Origin of the sequence: Paucilactobacillus nenjiangensis, assembly GCF_008632615.1 — a bacterium.
In the GTDB taxonomy this organism is placed as follows: Bacteria; Bacillota; Bacilli; order Lactobacillales; family Lactobacillaceae; genus Paucilactobacillus; species Paucilactobacillus nenjiangensis.
In genome coordinates this window covers 627,295-642,535 of sequence record NZ_CP043939.1, presented here as the reverse complement: position 1 = coordinate 642,535, position 15,241 = coordinate 627,295, and the positions used below count along the sequence as shown (strand labels likewise).

The 15,241-nt window shown below is 39.4% G+C and carries 17 protein-coding genes and 1 pseudogene; 7 read left to right on the top strand and 11 right to left on the bottom strand.

The genetic code is table 11. From position 1 onward, the window contains the following. Positions 1-9 precede the first annotated feature (9 nt). Together F0161_RS03185 and F0161_RS03180 are read left to right on the top strand one after the other, a co-directional pair. The gene (locus tag F0161_RS03185) at positions 10-1,488 is read left to right on the top strand and encodes an MDR family MFS transporter (RefSeq protein WP_150203704.1); all 1,479 of its coding nucleotides are present in this window, start codon (positions 10-12) and stop codon (positions 1,486-1,488) included. Then, positions 1,488-2,219, top strand: a complete 732-nt coding sequence (locus F0161_RS03180; RefSeq protein ID WP_150203703.1) for a DUF4811 domain-containing protein — start codon at positions 1,488-1,490, stop codon at positions 2,217-2,219. The genes F0161_RS03185 and F0161_RS03180 overlap by 1 nt, the downstream gene beginning before the upstream one ends. A 94-nt stretch (positions 2,220-2,313) precedes the next feature. Here F0161_RS03180 and F0161_RS11560 read toward each other — a convergent pair whose 3' ends face one another. Both F0161_RS11560 and F0161_RS03175 read right to left on the bottom strand, forming a co-directional pair. Further along, the gene (locus tag F0161_RS11560) at positions 2,314-2,517 is read right to left on the bottom strand and encodes a type 2 periplasmic-binding domain-containing protein (RefSeq protein WP_225423193.1); all 204 of its coding nucleotides are present in this window, start codon (positions 2,515-2,517) and stop codon (positions 2,314-2,316) included. Next, positions 2,514-3,206, bottom strand: coding sequence for a LysR family transcriptional regulator (locus F0161_RS03175; RefSeq protein ID WP_225423191.1), 693 nt, complete (start codon positions 3,204-3,206; stop codon positions 2,514-2,516). The genes F0161_RS11560 and F0161_RS03175 overlap by 4 nt, the downstream gene beginning before the upstream one ends. Positions 3,207-3,309: 103 nt before the next feature. On the opposite strand from F0161_RS03175, the pseudogene F0161_RS03170 reads away from it, so the two are divergent. The 4 genes and pseudogenes from F0161_RS03170 (at position 3,310) to F0161_RS03155 (ending at position 6,413) form a co-directional block, all read left to right on the top strand. Beyond that, positions 3,310-4,083, top strand: a pseudogene (locus tag F0161_RS03170) (PhzF family phenazine biosynthesis protein). Between the two features lie 80 nt (positions 4,084-4,163). Then, positions 4,164-4,868, top strand: coding sequence for an AzlC family ABC transporter permease (locus tag F0161_RS03165; RefSeq protein ID WP_150203702.1), 705 nt, complete (start codon positions 4,164-4,166; stop codon positions 4,866-4,868). Then, entirely contained in the window at positions 4,858-5,193 is a 336-nt protein-coding gene (locus tag F0161_RS03160) for an AzlD domain-containing protein (RefSeq protein WP_137601834.1), read from the top strand. The genes F0161_RS03165 and F0161_RS03160 overlap by 11 nt, the downstream gene beginning before the upstream one ends. A gap of 257 nt (positions 5,194-5,450) precedes the next feature. Beyond that, the gene (locus tag F0161_RS03155; protein WP_150203701.1) at positions 5,451-6,413 is read left to right on the top strand and encodes a 2-hydroxyacid dehydrogenase family protein; all 963 of its coding nucleotides are present in this window, start codon (positions 5,451-5,453) and stop codon (positions 6,411-6,413) included. Between the two features lie 57 nt (positions 6,414-6,470). Here the strand turns inward: F0161_RS03155 and F0161_RS03150 are convergent, their stop codons facing one another. Both F0161_RS03150 and F0161_RS03145 read right to left on the bottom strand, forming a co-directional pair. Beyond that, on the bottom strand, positions 6,471-7,085 hold the full coding sequence (locus tag F0161_RS03150) for a hypothetical protein (RefSeq protein ID WP_150203700.1): 615 nt from the start codon (positions 7,083-7,085) through the stop codon (positions 6,471-6,473). A gap of 29 nt (positions 7,086-7,114) precedes the next feature. After that, positions 7,115-7,996, bottom strand: a complete 882-nt coding sequence (locus F0161_RS03145) for an RluA family pseudouridine synthase (RefSeq protein ID WP_150203699.1) — start codon at positions 7,994-7,996, stop codon at positions 7,115-7,117. Between the two features lie 75 nt (positions 7,997-8,071). Here F0161_RS03145 and F0161_RS03140 point away from each other — a divergent pair, with 75 nt between their 5' ends. Then, positions 8,072-8,548 carry a glutathione peroxidase gene (locus F0161_RS03140; protein WP_137601810.1) on the top strand — a complete coding sequence of 159 codons (477 nt, stop codon included), beginning with the start codon at positions 8,072-8,074 and terminating at the stop codon, positions 8,546-8,548. 29 nt (positions 8,549-8,577) lie between these two features. Here the strand turns inward: F0161_RS03140 and F0161_RS03135 are convergent, their stop codons facing one another. The 7 genes from F0161_RS03135 to F0161_RS03105 form a co-directional block, all read right to left on the bottom strand. Continuing rightward, a complete protein-coding gene (locus F0161_RS03135) occupies positions 8,578-9,531 on the bottom strand; it encodes an alpha/beta hydrolase (RefSeq protein ID WP_150203698.1) in 954 nt (317 codons plus the stop codon). Positions 9,532-9,687: 156 nt separating this feature from the next. Further along, positions 9,688-10,308: a CBS domain-containing protein gene (locus tag F0161_RS03130; protein ID WP_150203697.1), complete on the bottom strand. Its 621-nt coding sequence runs from the start codon at positions 10,306-10,308 to the stop codon at positions 9,688-9,690. Between the two features lie 5 nt (positions 10,309-10,313). Continuing rightward, entirely contained in the window at positions 10,314-11,024 is a 711-nt protein-coding gene (locus tag F0161_RS03125; protein WP_150203696.1) for an ABC transporter ATP-binding protein, read from the bottom strand. Beyond that, the gene (locus tag F0161_RS03120) at positions 11,024-11,800 is read right to left on the bottom strand and encodes an ABC transporter ATP-binding protein (protein WP_137601814.1); all 777 of its coding nucleotides are present in this window, start codon (positions 11,798-11,800) and stop codon (positions 11,024-11,026) included. The genes F0161_RS03125 and F0161_RS03120 overlap by 1 nt, the downstream gene beginning before the upstream one ends. 1 nt (position 11,801) lies before the next feature. Then, complete coding sequence (locus F0161_RS03115) at positions 11,802-12,764, bottom strand: branched-chain amino acid ABC transporter permease (protein ID WP_170175928.1); 963 nt, start codon at positions 12,762-12,764, stop codon at positions 11,802-11,804. 9 nt (positions 12,765-12,773) lie between these two features. After that, positions 12,774-13,643 carry a branched-chain amino acid ABC transporter permease gene (locus F0161_RS03110; protein ID WP_190318926.1) on the bottom strand — a complete coding sequence of 290 codons (870 nt, stop codon included), beginning with the start codon at positions 13,641-13,643 and terminating at the stop codon, positions 12,774-12,776. Positions 13,644-13,877: 234 nt separating this feature from the next. After that, positions 13,878-15,065, bottom strand: coding sequence for an ABC transporter substrate-binding protein (locus F0161_RS03105; protein ID WP_150203694.1), 1,188 nt, complete (start codon positions 15,063-15,065; stop codon positions 13,878-13,880). Positions 15,066-15,241 lie beyond the last annotated feature (176 nt).

Genomic DNA, 15,241 nt, shown 5'->3' with positions numbered 1-15,241 from the left:
TATTTTACGTTGGCAAAAAATGTAGACGTTAACGGAAAGCCTTATAGTCGTGGAGTTTTAATTGCTCTTCTATTAGTAGGTGTTTTCTGTACAGTATTAAATCAAACAATCTTAACCACTGCGTTCCCAGCCTTAATGAAGGCATTTGATATTAACACTTCAACTGTTCAATGGTTAACCACTGGATTCTTGATGGTTAATGGAATCATGATTCCTGTTAGTGCGTTTCTAAGTGCTCGCTTCCCAACCAAATGGTTATATATTGTAGCCATGAGTATTTTCGAAGTTGGTACAATCATGGCCTGGGTCGCTCCTAGTTTCCAAGTGCTCTTAGCTGGACGTTTAGTTCAAGCTGTCGGTGTGGGAATTACGATGCCTTTAATGCAGACCATTATGTTAAGTATCTTCCCTGCAAATAATCGTGGGTCAGCCATGGGGATGGCCGGTATTGTTATCGGACTAGCTCCTGCCCTTGGACCTACATTGTCTGGGTGGGTGATTGATAACTTTACTTGGCGTGACCTATTTGGAATGATTGTTCCAATCGTCGCCGTAGTCATTATTTTAAGTTTCTTCTTTATGAGAAACGTTATCAAAACCACTAATCCCAAACTCGATATTTTATCATTGCTATTATCAACTGCCGGTTTCGGTAGTTTACTTTACGGCTTTTCATCAGTTGGTACGGATGGCTGGACTAGCGTCACCGTTCTTTCAACCATTATCATTGGTGTGGTCCTCATTTTATTCTTTGGTTATCGTCAACTACACGTCAAAAATCCATTCTTGGAAATTCGTGTGTTCAAATCAAAAGAATTTACAATTGCAACAATTTTAAGTTCTGCCGTCATGGTTGCCATGGTGGGTGCAGAAATGATCTTGCCACTTTACCTTCAAAATGTTCATGGTATGTCAGCCTTCCATTCTGGATTAGCGTTACTACCTGGTGCATTGATGATGGGAGTTATGAGCCCAATCACTGGTAATTTATTTGATCGATATGGTGCAAAGCGTTTGGCCTTAACAGGGATGATTCTGTTAACGGTTGCCACTATTCCATTCATCTTTATCACTCGTAACACGCCAACGATTTACATTACCATGTTTTATGCGGTTCGGTTGTTTGGTATTTCAATGGTTATGATGCCAACAACAACTGCTGCGATGAACTCACTATCAATGGATATGATTTCTCACGGTACGGCTGTTAACAACACCACTCGTCAAATCGCTAGTTCAATGGGAACTGCCGTCTTAGTTTCTGTTTTATCAAACGTCACGACGAACAACATGCCAGCTAAGAGTTTACTCAAAGCTACGCCTTTTGATTACAAGATCAAAGCGGTGGATGCAGTTATGAATGGTTACTCAGCAGCATTTATCATTGCGGTGGCCTTTAGTGTCATCGGATTGATTGTAGCCTTCTTCTTAAGCAGTAACAAAAATCGAGTAAAAGTTACACTCGAAGCGAAAGGAGATACTAAATAATGGTATTAATCACATTAGTAATCGGTGCAATTGCCTTCTTCATTGCCTTTATGTTCACCTTTAAGCCAGCTAGCCGCATTGCAGCGTTGCTCATTTCAGGGATTGTACTAATTGGTTCAATCGTTCTCATGGTTGCCAATTATTCAAATCATTTCGGGATGGAAAAGAAAACTGTTACCACTTCGACAGAAATCTACTCAGCTTCAAATTCAGATACCATGCCTATGATGCTTTATAAAAAAGTTGGTACCTCTGGTAAAAATAATGTTTATGTATACAACTTAAAATCGACTCAAAAGACTCCAAATCATACCAAAGCTGACGAATATACTTCTAACAAAGTAAAAACCACTAGCGATGGTACAACAGCCACAATGCAAACCAAAACCACTCGTTGGGTTTGGAAGAGCGACTTTTACAAGAATCTCTACATGTGGTCAGGAATGAATAACACAATCGTTAAGCGCGTCAACACCTTCACATTGCCAAAAACTTGGGTCACCCTTTCGACCACTCAATCCGCAGCTTTGAAAAAGGAAATGGCTAGCATGACAACCGAACAACAGGCCGCAAGCAAAACTGCTGGAACACAATATGTGACCCAAGCAGTGACTGCTGCCATGGCTAAGAATCCAACGATGTCAACGACCGAACAAGGTCAAATTGCTAAACAAGCACAAGCTGAATATTATTCTCAAGTGCTCAAACAAGCGATTGCTTCAATAAAATAATCATTTAAGATAATTCCCCAATTATTTTGAGTCAAAAAACGAGACTTCCTCAAGTCTCGTTTTTTTAGTCTCAATTTTATCAGTCAACTCGTGTTTAAGCTTTTAGGGAATTGATATTTTGATGGATTAAATCAATAAAGTATTTACTGGCAATCGGCAGGCTATTATCATCTTTTTTAATGATACCGACTTTTCGATATAAAGTGGGCTGTAATGGCTTTAAATCCACCTGATAATTGGTTCCCTGTAAAACCAATTCAGGTAAAATACTCACTCCGAGGCCTTCTTGTACCATCATCGCCACTGTACCATCATCGCCACTGTATCATCATCGTGAGCCCAAATTTTCACATCTACCTCCAGTTGCTGTTGACGAAACGCTTCTAACGGCTCACTGAAATTACCTTCTTCAATTAACAGTAATGATTCGTGCTGCAAATCTTGTAAAGTGACCGACACTTGTTGGGAGAGACGATGATGTTTGGGCAAAACTGCGACAAATTTCCCTTGAACCACCAATTCACTTTCATAACCACTGGGCGCATCGGGACTAATGAAACCAAAATCCACTTCCCCATTACTAATCCATTGGGTAATGGTTGTGTAATCGCCTTGATGGATCACAAATTTCACCTTTGGATACTGAGCTTGAAATTGTTTGATAATTTTAGGTAACCAGTGGCGTGAAATACTAGCATAGGCCCCAATTCGCACCACACCAGACTCCAAATGATTAATTTGCGTCACTTTTTCACTCAATAATATTTGCTGGGTTAATAATTTTTGAATAAATGGATAGACTTCTTCACCTTCCGGAGTCAATTGCACGCCCCGTTTAGATCGATATAACAATTTGATTGACATTTCTTTTTCGAGCGACGAAATCATCTGACTAATGGCGGACTGAGTATAGCCTAAAATTTCGGCAGCCTTGGTAAAACTACCGACTTCAATGATTTTTTGAAGGGCTTCTAGTTTATTATCCATTCATTACACTTCCTAATGTTAAGTTCAAAAACATTTGTTTTACTTATATTAACCGATGGGATATTGTTAGTCTATTAATTTTAATTCACTGGAGGTATGTGACATGAGATGTTATATAGCAGATGCTTTTACCAAGACGATTTTTAAAGGAAATCCAGCCGCCATTTGTATTTTAGATGAATGGATTGATGACGAATTAATGCAGAACATCACCAATTAAAATAAATTATCCGAAACAGCTTTCGCAGTCAAGACGGGTGATGCTTATCACCTCCGTTGGTTTACACCAGGTGGAGAAATTGACTTATGTGGTCATGCGACCTTAGCGACGGCTTTCGTCTTGCACCAATTTTATGAACCAGAAGCCACGAGTTTTAAATTCTATACCCTTAGTGGCCAGTTAACCGTTACTATGGATGATGGTCGTTTTATCATGAACTTTCCTTCATACGATTTAACACCAGTAGAAGTGACTGATGCAATGATTTCAGCGATTGGTGTCACCCCCGTTGAAGCCTATATGGGCCGGGATTTAGTTTGTGTCTTGGAAAATGAAAACCAGGTCATCAATCTCAAACCTGACTTAGCCAAAATCAAACAGTTGGATGGCGAATTATTACATGTCACTGCACAAGGTACGCAGTACGATACCGTTTCTCGTTCTTTTGCACCAAAGTTAGCGGTGGATGAAGACCCAGTTTGTGGAAGTGGCCACTGTCATATCATTCCATTGTGGGCGCACAAATTAAACCAAGCCAAATTCACTGCCTACCAAGCTTCAGCAAGATCTGGCGTATTATATTGTGAATACTTGGGTGACCGCACAACATTAGCTGGCGATGCAGCTTTATACTCAATTGCCGATTTACAAGTTTAAAACTCAAAATTTAAATTAAAATTCGATTAGAATTGCGTTATTATCGTAACTATCGACATTCATTATGGAGGAGATCACATATGAATTCTGACATAACCTTCCAAGCAGGTGTCAAAGATGTTATTCCCACTTTGCTTGGATACATAGGAGTTGGTGTGGCATACGGGGTTGTTGCCCAAACATCCAACTTTAGTTTATTAACCGTAGCGTTACTTTGTTTGATTGTGTATGCTGGATCCGCTCAGTTCGCCATTACCACCATGATTGTCAGCGGCAGTCCCATTCCAGCCATCATCATGTCAGCTTTTCTAATCAATTCGCGCATGATTTTGATGAGTACGTCCATGGCCCAATATTTTAAAAATGAATCGTTAAAAGCCAACATTGCGATTGGTTCGCTGTTGACTGACGAAACCTTTGCGCTCGGGATGAATAAAGCTGCCGTCACGCATGGCAAGCTTAATTCTAAATGGTTTAATGCCACAAACGTGATTGCTTATTCTGTCTGGTGCCTATCATGTTTAGTTGGTGCCTTGGCCGGAAAATTAATTTCTGACCCAAAAACTTTAGGCCTTGATTTTGCAATTGTTGCCATGTTTATTGGCTTACTCTACTTGCAAATGATTAGTGATCGACGCCGCAAACTATCGGTGCAACTCTCAGTCGTGCTGGTCGTCATCATTTCATTTATTATTTATGGACGCTTTTTGAATACTGAAATTGCATTACTATTATCAGCACTGACAGCGTGCTTTACGGGGATGGTGATTGAAAATGGAGATTAATACTTATACTTTTTTGACCATTTTAGGCTGTGGCATCGTCACCTGGTTATCTCGAGTTGTACCATTCATTCTCGTCAAAAACTTTACGATTCCTAAACCAGTGATTAGATTTCTGTCATTTGTACCAGTGGCCATTATGGCCGCACTCTTTATTGAAAACGTACTAGTCTTTAAGCCTGGACAATGGGCAACAATTCAATGGCCACAAATGTTAGCCTCAATTCCAACTTTTGCGGCGGCCATCATTTCTAAAAGTTTGATGATCATTTGTGTCGTGGGAATTGTATCAATGGCGTTGGTCAGATTTTTTCATCTTGGTATGTAATAGGTGCTTGTGCGCGAATTAATACCTGATTTGGATTAAACTGTCGATGTCCATTGAACTAACGCAAAAACCACGTATTTCAAATGGCACTAGTCAGCTTTTTCCATCTTGGTATGTAAAATATTTTTCATTTAAATATGTAAGCAAGAATTAGCAAATGCTGATTCTTTCTTTTTGTCTAAAAAGTGCCTTGTACTAATCATGAAAGCGTTTTATACTTCAAGTGTAGACATAATTTATTCAAAGGGGAAATTATTATGAGTAAAGTTTTCTTATCAGCAAAATTACCAGCAATTACCGTTTCAAAATTACAAGACGCCAACATTGACGTTTCAGTTTATTCTGGTGACTCATTGATCTCACATGACGAATTATTATTGTCCGTCACCGACGCTGATTTTTTAATTACCGCCCTATCAACGAAGGTTGACAAAGAAATTATTGATGCTGCTCCGAAACTGAAAATTATTGCTAATTTCGGTGCCGGATTTAACAACATCGATACTGCATATGCCAAAGAAAAAGGCATCTTCGTCACCAATACGCCATTGGTTTCAACGAATTCCGTAGCCGAAGTGACAATTGGATTACTACTTGCCTTAAGCCATCGAATCGTTGAAGGTGATGCCCAAATGAGAACCACTGGCTTCCCTGGTTGGTCACCTCTCTACTTCTTAGGCCGTGAAATTGCCGGTCAAACATTAGGGATTGTTGGCTTAGGTAGCATTGGTCGTGAAGTTGCGAAGAAAGCCCGTGCGATGTCGATGGATGTGCAATACTGGCAACCACATCAATTGTCAGATCCTGAAGAACGTGCACTTGGTGTTAAATATGTCTCATTTAATGAACTAATCAATACCAGTGATTTCATCAGTATCAACGCTCCACAAACCAAAGATAATCTCCATCAATTTGATGCTTCCGTCTTTAAAGAGATGAAATCGACTGCTGCCATCGTCAACGTAGGTCGTGGGCCTATCATTGACGAAGCTGCAATTGTCACAGCCTTAAAGACCGGTGAAATTGCTGGCGCTGCTTTAGATGTTTATGAACATGAACCTCAAATCGCCGACGGTTTAGCAGCGTTGAAGAATGTGATTATCACACCACATATTGGTAATGCAACTGTTGAAGCTCGTGATGCAATGGGTACCATCGTTGCTGACAATGTTGTGAGTGTTTCAAAAGATGCCGCACCAAAATATATTGTAAATAAATAATTAGCTACGCTAAAGGGGATGCAAAATAAACTTTGCATCCCCTTTTTTTGCACTATTTTATTGATAAACTAAATCTGCGAATTTTTGTCCTTTATATTGTTTAGCTAAGGCTTCTGTCTTAAAGTAGACTGCGTCAGTCCAATATCCAGCTCCACTAGCACTAACTAAAACAGCTTGGCCGTCCTCAGTATGTCCGGCATAGGATTGGCCGTCACCAGCAGTTTGTTGCCAGCCACGAATATTAAAGAAATGTAGTCCGTGCGCTGGTTCATTCACGTCCAACGCACGACCCCAATCTTCATGTTGAACTTGGAAAGAGGCATCGTTAGGATTGCGATAAAAATAGGTTGTATTTGCTTGGCCGCTAAAGCTAGTTTGCATAGAATACTGATCAATTGAGATAGTATCAATTTGGGTACCATCATAATTATATCCATACCAAGTACCCCGGATTTCTTCAGGTGAAGCGACTTTTTCGTTACCCTCCGCATCCACGACCGGTTCTTGACTTGAACTTGACGATGAAGTATTCGAGCTGCTATTTTTAGTGACCTTTTTTGACGAGTTCGTTGAACTATCGGCACTCTTTTTATCACTAGTTGAACTGGTACAACCGGTTAATACTCCAACGCTTAATACAATGACCAATAAGCCAATTATCCTGCTTTTCATGATTTATCCTCCCGAATAAAGCAATTATACTAATCATGTATAATATCGCTCATATCGGTTGGTAAAGTAACTTTAAAGACTTTTTGTTCGTGCGTAAATGGATCCGTAAAGCTCAAAGATTGGGCATGCAAGGCTTGTCGTTGAATCAAAGTTTGTGGGCCACCATACAATTCGTCACCCAATAACGGATGACCTAAATGGGTAAAATGCACCCTAATTTGATGAGTTCGACCGGTATGTAATTGAACTTCCACCTCTGTCCAATCTTCACCGGTAGATTTAACCCAATACTCTGTTTGCGCTGTTTTTCCATCTGGTCGTACAACTCGTCTTGGAGAATCTTCCACCTTACCAATTGGATGATCAATCACGTCATGGTCTAGTTCCAAATGGCCACTCACAATGGCGGTATATCGTTTATCTAGTTCGTGATTTTCAACTTGATGTGAAATCATACTTTGTGAGACGCGATTTTTAGCGACCAACACAATTCCCGAAGTAAATCGATCTAAACGGATAATTAAACTGGGACGTAAATCAGTGGCTCCCGATTGAATTAAATAGCCTTTCACACGATTTAACAAGGTATCCGTTGAATTAGTCGGACCCGGGATTGAACTCAATCCAGCTGGTTTATTAACGACTAACCAATTTTGATCTTCATAAACAATCTCGATTGGTTCATCACTAACCTTGACCTCAGGATCTTCCGGAATAGGATTAGTCACCAACGTTACTACTTCACCTGGTTCAATGATGGTTGTAATTGGTTCAACTTTGGCATTCATTCTAAACACACCATCACCATATTTAATATCCGCTAGTAACCGATGACCTAACCCGACTTGAGACATAAACTTTTTGATGGTGATTGGTTTGTCACCTTCATATTTCCATTGATATTCTGCCATAATTTCTCTTTTCTATCGTGTGCGATTGTTTTCAAAATTTGCTATACTCTAAGTATACATAAGGAGGCTGCACATATGAATAATATTTATGATTTTTCAGAAACTGAAATTAGTGGCAAACCCATCAATTTTAGCGATTTTAAAAACAAGGTCGTTTTAGTGGTAAACACCGCCAGTAAATGTGGACTTGCACCTCAACTGAAAGAACTTGAAGAATTACACCAAAAGTACCAAGCACAAGGACTAGTTGTCATCGGTACTCCCTCCAATCAATTTCATCAAGAACTCAAAACTGATGCCGATGCGAATGAATACTGTCAAATTCATTTTGGCGTAACTTTTCCAATTACGCAACGAGTCGTGTTGAATGGAGATGACGAAGATCAGCTATATACCTATTTAAAGGCTGAATCTGGTCATGGTCGGATTAAATGGAACTTTACCAAGTTTTTGATTGGTCCAGATGGGAATTTAATTCATCGCTACGCACCAACTACTACTCCATTGAAAATGGAAGCTGATATTCAACAAGCAATATCTGAAATTCAATAAGAAAAGGAGATTCCGTCAGGAGTCTCCTTTTACTTTGCTGGTTGATAAGTTAAATATTCATCTAAAAAGGCATCAACATGTTGTTTATATTCTTCTGGATTAATCCAAAAACTTTCTGCATGTGTCGCGTTGGGTACTAACCATTTTTCTTTAGGTGCAGATGTGGCTGCAAAGTTTTCGTTTAACATTTCAGCGGGCACATAAACATCTTTTTCACCATGAATAAAGAAAATTGGTCGGGTGTTCTTCTTTAATTGATCGACTGAAGAGACACTCTTCAAGTCAAACCCTTGGCGACGATGATTAATCAAATTAACCGCTGGTACAAGTGGATATTTAGGTAAATGGAAAGTCCGTTTCAATAAATAACTGAGTTCATCCCCAATGTTGGAATAGCCACAATCGGCAATAATAGCTCGAACTTGTTCAGGTAATGTTTCCCCACTGACCATTTCCACCGTGGCACCACCCATCGAAACTCCAAATAAAACAATGCGTGAATTTCGACCATTCTTTTCAATAATTTTATCAATCCAATTTAAATAATCTAAGCGATCTAACCAACCGAAAGTAATGTATTTACCGGCTGAGCTCCCATGAGCCTGATTGTCAGGTAACAATACGTTATAACCTAATTCATGAAACATCCGGGCATAACTGGACATTGTTTCACCGTTACCTTTATAGCCATGAGCGATAATGACCGTATCAGTTGTCCTAACTTCTGCTGGCACATAAGTCGAAGTCAGGCGTTTACTTTTATTATTCGCATTTAAAAGCCATTGCTCGGTATCAGGTTGATCATGTAACCAATCAACGCCATCAAAATAACTTTCGGCGTACTGTTGCTTGTCTGCAGAAGTTGCAGGTACTTTATCTACCCGATCAAATACAAACGAAAACAACTTTTCCGAGACCGTCGCAACTCCGGCAGCAAGAATCACTGGCGCTGCAATTTTTGTCAAATTTGTCTTTTTCCCCATAATAATTCTCCTAGCCATAAAACGTTGTACATTAAAATTTATGTATCCCAATATTCTAGCACAAAAAGTTTTAAAAGTACTTAAGAATGGTTTAGGAAGAAAAAGTTCCCCAACGATAGCTGATGTGTCTATCATTAGGAAACTTTTACATAGTCATTATTCTTCTAAACCGGCTTGTTTCAAAGCATTCTTAACACCAGTTTCGTCTTCAGAGTCAACGTGGAGTTCAATTGCTTTCGCATCGCCTTGTTTAACAACGAATAAGCTTAAAATATTATATTTATGGCTGGCTAAAGCTTCTGATACCTTAGCTAAAAAACCAATTTCTTGCGCTGGCACATGGACAGTCACACTAGTACCACCATTACCATAAGCAGCAACGTTTAAGAAAGCATCAAAGATATCATTGTTGGTAATAATACCAGTCAAATGACCATCATCAACCACTGGCAATACGCCAATATTGTTTTTACGCATTTGATAAATGGCTTCTTCCAATACAGATGAAGACTTGATTGTCCGCACATCTTTTTCCATGATTTCATCAACGGTCGTTTTATTCAGTAAATAGTTCACTTCATAAACTGATAAGCTGGTTGCTTCTGAAGGTAATGCACGTTGGATAATCCCTTCAGTCACTAATCCGACCAATTTCCCATTATCAACGACTGGTAATCGATGAATATCATGTTTTTTCATTAAATCAACTGCATCATTAATTCGAGTTTCTGGTCGAATTGTCACTAAATCCGTGGTCATAAAATCTGCTACACTCATGATTGTTATCCTCCTAGATATGCTTTTTGAACATCTTCATTTGCCAATAATTCTTCACCAGTTCCAGTCATTAAAATATTACCAGTGGCTAGCACATACCCGCGGTCAGCAATTGAAAGTGCTTTTGATGCATTTTGTTCGATTAATAACACTGTGGTGCCTTGTTTCTTGATTTCTTTGATAATATCAAAGATTTCATTAATGAAAATGGGAGCGAGACCCATCGATGGTTCATCCAGCAAAATTAGCTTAGGTTTCGCCATTAAAGCACGACCCATGGCCAACATTTGTTGTTCACCACCGGAAAGTGTCGCGGCATCTTGATTTTTACGTTCAGATAACACCGGAAAGCGTGAGAAAACTGCATCATAATCGTTTTTCAAGGCGGCCTTGTCTTTGCGTAAAAATGCACCCATTTGCAAGTTTTCCATCACGGTTAGGCCAGGAAAAATATGCCGGCCTTCTGGTACTTGCGAAATTCCGCCTAACACAATTTTCTCTGATTTTTCTGATTGAATTTCACGGTCTTCATAGTAAATTTTACCACCGGCTGGTTTTAAAATTCCTGAAATAGTCTTCAAAATAGTCGTTTTACCGGCTCCGTTGGCTCCAATCAATGAAACAATTTCGCCTTCATTAACTTCAAAATTAACACCCTTGACGGCTTGAATGACACCGTAGTTGACGGATAGATCTTCAACTTTTAATAATGACATTAGTCGTCACCTCCTAGATAAGCTTGAATTACTCGTTTATTTTGTTGGATTTCAGCAGGTGTCCCTTCGGCGATGAGTTTACCGTATTCCAAAACGTAAATCCGTTGGGCGATGTCCATCACTAATGACATATCATGTTCAATTAAGAGCACGGTGATATGAAAATCATTTTGAATTTGACGAATTAGTCGGGTCAAGTCAGCTGTTTCTTCTGGATTCATCCCGGCAGCGGGTTCATCCAAGAATAGAATCTTCGGCTTAGTTGCGAGTGCACGCACAATTTCCAAACGACGCTGTGCACCATATGGCAAATTACTTGCCAAAACGTCAAGTTGATCTTCCATGCCAAAAATTTTCAACAGGTCGACTGCTTGCTGTTTCAGCGCTTCTTCTTTTCGATAAAACGATGGTAACCGGAAAATACTTTCCAAAAAGCCTTCTTTATTTTTCGCGGTCATCGCGATTAACACGTTATCCAAAACCGTCAATTCTTTAAACAGACGAATATTTTGAAAGGTCCGTGCCAACCCCGCTTGCGCCACTTTATACGGTTTAACTTTATTCAAAGTTTGTAAACCATTATCCGTTTGAAGGGCAATTACCCCTTCTGTTGGAGTGATCACACCGGTCAGCAAATTAAAGAGGGTCGTTTTCCCTGCCCCATTTGGGCCAATTAATGCCACCAACTCATTTTCTTCCAAATGCATCGTGACATCTGAAACGGCCGTCAAACCACCAAAAGTTTTCGTAACTTCTTTTACATCTAATAAACTCATCTTAGGCATCCCCCTTTTGCTTAGAATGTCCAAACTTGTTAAAAATTTTACGAATTGATAATTCACGAGTGCCCAACAAGCCAGATGGTTTAAAGACCATCAACAAGATGAGTGCTAGTGAGTAAATCACCATCCGTAATGTCCCAAAGTTTTGGAGTACTAAATCCAGCACACCCAAGACAGCAGCTGCCACGAAGGTCCCTGTAATTGAGCCAATTCCACCAAGCACCACGATAATCAGAATATTGATTGAATTCATGATTCCGAAATCTGTTGGGGCAATTGTTTGAATGTAATTGGCATGCAAAGCACCACCAATGGCAGCAGTAGCAGCTCCCACAACGAAGGCGATAACTTTCCATTTGGTCGTATTAACTCCCATAGATTCAGAAGCAATTTCATTTTCACGAACTGACATAATTGCGCGACCATCACGACTATGAATCAAATTAACAATCAACAACGTGGTTAAACAAACCATTATGTAGACTACTGGCCATGTTGCAAGCAATGGAATGTTGTATAGTCCAGCAGGACCATTAGTAATTTTCAAGTTATTCAAAATAATTCGAATAATTTCAGCCACACCCATTGTGGCGATTGCCAAATAATCTCCATCCAAACGCAACGTTGGAATCCCAACGATCAAGGCAACCAAAGCCGAAACTGCAGCTCCGGCAATCATTCCAATCACCATCCCCATTGGTGTTGCAATTGAGGTGGTAATCAAGGCACAGACATATGCTCCAATGGCCATAAACCCAGCATGACCAAGTGAGAATTGGCCTGAAAAGCCAATAATCAAATTCAAACCAGTCGCCAGGATAATATTAATTCCGATGGTAACTAAAGTTTGTTCACCTAACGCATCAATAATACCGCCAAACTCCAATACATTAATGAGAACGAAGCCAACAACCATGAGCACAAGCCAGGTCAAATTGTATTTGAGATTTTTTTTCATGTTTGTCACCTACACTTTCTCTTTAATTTTCTTACCTAGAATCCCAGCAGGTTTGATCAACAAAATAATAATCAGTACGGCATAAACGGCCGCATCTTTGAAGGCTGAAAAGCCCAACGCCTGCATAATTGTTTCGAGTAAGCCAATAACGAAGCCACCAATCGCAGCCCCAGGGATTAAACCAATTCCACCAAGTACGGCAGCAACGAAGGCTTTAATACCTGGTGTCATCCCCATCAACGGATCGATAGAGTTATAGTAAAGTCCAATCATAACTCCGGCAGCCCCAGCCAAGGCTGAGCCAAGTGCGAAAGTAAATGAAATCGTATGATCAATGTTAATTCCAATCAACTGTGCAGCTTCTGGATCCACTGACACAGCGCGCATTGCCTTACCCATTTTAGTTTTACGAACAATTAATTGTAGTAAGACCATCAAAACAATTGAGACCACCAAAATTAATAGTTGGATATTCGAAATACTAACGCCACCTAAATGGTAACGAACTACGTGCATGACTTGTGGGAAACTCCGGACATTTGACGTAAACAAATATGCCATCCCATTTTCAAGTAAAAATGAAACCCCAATCGCTGTAATCAAAGCAGCAATTCTAGGTGAATTACGTAGTGGGCGGTATGCTAACCATTCCACCAAAACACCAAACAGACCACAGAAAAGCATGGCTGAAATCAGCGCTAACCAAAAATTAAAGTGAAGTTCATTAATTACATAGTATCCCCAAAAGGCGCCAACCATGTAGATATCACCGTGCGCAAAGTTAATCAATTTAATGATTCCATAAACCATTGTGTAACCCAGAGCTAGCAAGGCATAAATGCTACCTAGCGAAAGCCCATTTACTAGTTGTTGAAGAATTGTATCCACGATTGTCACTTCCTATCTTGTTTAAAAAAAGTGCGGTTCAGAATTACTATTTTGCATTTGCGAACGTCCAAATTACTTTGGAAAATCATTCATTCACCCGTTCATCCAAAATACCATCCCTACCGCACTTCATTTCATTACGATGTCCAGTCAACTATATCTAAAATCGACATATTGGTGACTTTTAAAACTTTGTCAATTAGAACTTTATGTTACATTCTCATATTACTTAACTGCTGTGGCGCTAACTTCTTTACCATTATCAACTTTGGTGATGATAACTTGTTTTTGTGGGTTATGGTTCTTATCCATGGTGATTGTACCAGTGACACCATTGAAGTTCTTAATCTTAGCTAATCCATCAGCAATCTTAGTTGAGTCAGCAGATTTTTCAGATTCAATTGCATCCTTGATCATGTATGTTGCATCGTATGCCAAGGCATCAAATGTACCAGCATCTTCGTTGTACTTAGCCTTGAATGCCTTCATGTAGTTAGTTGCTTTAGCATCGGTGTTAGCCAATGTATCAAAGTGGGTCGTGTAGTAAACATTGGTGGTATTGTTTGTACCAGCAATCTTAGCAAGTTTAGGATCGGCAAATCCGTCAGCACCCAAGATTGGAGTTGAAATACCCATTTCACGAGCTTGTTTGATAATCAAACCGGCTTCTGAATAGTAACCAGGAACGAAGATGGCATCGAAGCCTTTATTCTTCATCTTAGTCAACAAAGTATTAAAGTCTTTGTCACCAGATTGGTAATATTCTGTGGTAACCACTTTACCTTTGTATTCAGCCTTAAATGCTTTCGTTAATCCTTGAGCATAATCTGTTGATTTATCAGCTAAAATGGCAACTTTCTTAGCATTCAAAGTATTGTATGCATATTTAGCTAAAGCCTTACCTTGATAACTATCTTCAAAACATGAACGGAAGACATAAGGTTGTACCTTACCACTCTTTTGAAGTGTCAATGAATCTTGTGTCCCACCGGGTGTAATGAATGGCACTTTGGCTTTAGTATAGTTAGGAATAGCAGCTAAACCAGCACCGGAAGTAATTGGTCCGACGACTGCATTAACCTTACTCTTAGTAGTTAAATCAGTTGCAACAGAAGAAACGGTTGAGTTATCAGATTTGTTATCCTTTTGAATCAACTTAATCTTCAATTTCTTACTACCAACTTTAACTCCACCGTCTTTGTTAATTTGTTCAACGGCTAACTTAGTCCCACGTTCCATGGCTTGGCCATATTGTGCGGCGGCTCCAGAAAGTTCAAAGTTACCACCCAGTTTGATAGTATTACCAGTTTGTTTATTACCACTACTACCGGCGCTACTACTACATCCAGCTAAAACTAACGTACTTGCAAGCGCAATCGTCCCTAACGCTGCAAAAAATTTTTTTCTATGCATAACAATCTACCTCTCCACATGTAAAATTAAAAAAAGTTGAAATGTTCTAATCTAATTTTAATAATTTACCACACTTATACCAAGGCCGTCAAACAAAACTCACAGAAAATTCACAGAATATTGGTGATTTTACACAATAAATCTTCATTTATGAGAAAAGTTCTCATAAGGTGTAT

Excerpts from the sequence above, each read along its gene's own strand:
- F0161_RS03180 (WP_150203703.1), top strand. The coding sequence starts at position 1,488 with ATGGTATTAATCACATTAGTAATCGGTGCAATTGCCTTCTTCATTGCC.
- F0161_RS11560 (WP_225423193.1), bottom strand. The coding sequence starts at position 2,517 with ATGATGGTACAAGAAGGCCTCGGAGTGAGTATTTTACCTGAATTGGTT.
- F0161_RS03175 (WP_225423191.1), bottom strand. The coding sequence starts at position 3,206 with ATGGATAATAAACTAGAAGCCCTTCAAAAAATCATTGAAGTCGGTAGT.
- F0161_RS03165 (WP_150203702.1), top strand. The coding sequence starts at position 4,164 with ATGAATTCTGACATAACCTTCCAAGCAGGTGTCAAAGATGTTATTCCC.
- F0161_RS03160 (WP_137601834.1), top strand. The coding sequence starts at position 4,858 with ATGGAGATTAATACTTATACTTTTTTGACCATTTTAGGCTGTGGCATC.
- F0161_RS03155 (WP_150203701.1), top strand. The coding sequence starts at position 5,451 with ATGAGTAAAGTTTTCTTATCAGCAAAATTACCAGCAATTACCGTTTCA.
- F0161_RS03150 (WP_150203700.1), bottom strand. The coding sequence starts at position 7,085 with ATGAAAAGCAGGATAATTGGCTTATTGGTCATTGTATTAAGCGTTGGA.
- F0161_RS03145 (WP_150203699.1), bottom strand. The coding sequence starts at position 7,996 with ATGGCAGAATATCAATGGAAATATGAAGGTGACAAACCAATCACCATC.
- F0161_RS03140 (WP_137601810.1), top strand. The coding sequence starts at position 8,072 with ATGAATAATATTTATGATTTTTCAGAAACTGAAATTAGTGGCAAACCC.
- F0161_RS03135 (WP_150203698.1), bottom strand. The coding sequence starts at position 9,531 with ATGGGGAAAAAGACAAATTTGACAAAAATTGCAGCGCCAGTGATTCTT.
- F0161_RS03130 (WP_150203697.1), bottom strand. The coding sequence starts at position 10,308 with ATGAGTGTAGCAGATTTTATGACCACGGATTTAGTGACAATTCGACCA.
- F0161_RS03125 (WP_150203696.1), bottom strand. The coding sequence starts at position 11,024 with ATGTCATTATTAAAAGTTGAAGATCTATCCGTCAACTACGGTGTCATT.
- F0161_RS03120 (WP_137601814.1), bottom strand. The coding sequence starts at position 11,800 with ATGAGTTTATTAGATGTAAAAGAAGTTACGAAAACTTTTGGTGGTTTG.
- F0161_RS03115 (WP_170175928.1), bottom strand. The coding sequence starts at position 12,764 with ATGAAAAAAAATCTCAAATACAATTTGACCTGGCTTGTGCTCATGGTT.
- F0161_RS03105 (WP_150203694.1), bottom strand. The coding sequence starts at position 15,065 with ATGCATAGAAAAAAATTTTTTGCAGCGTTAGGGACGATTGCGCTTGCA.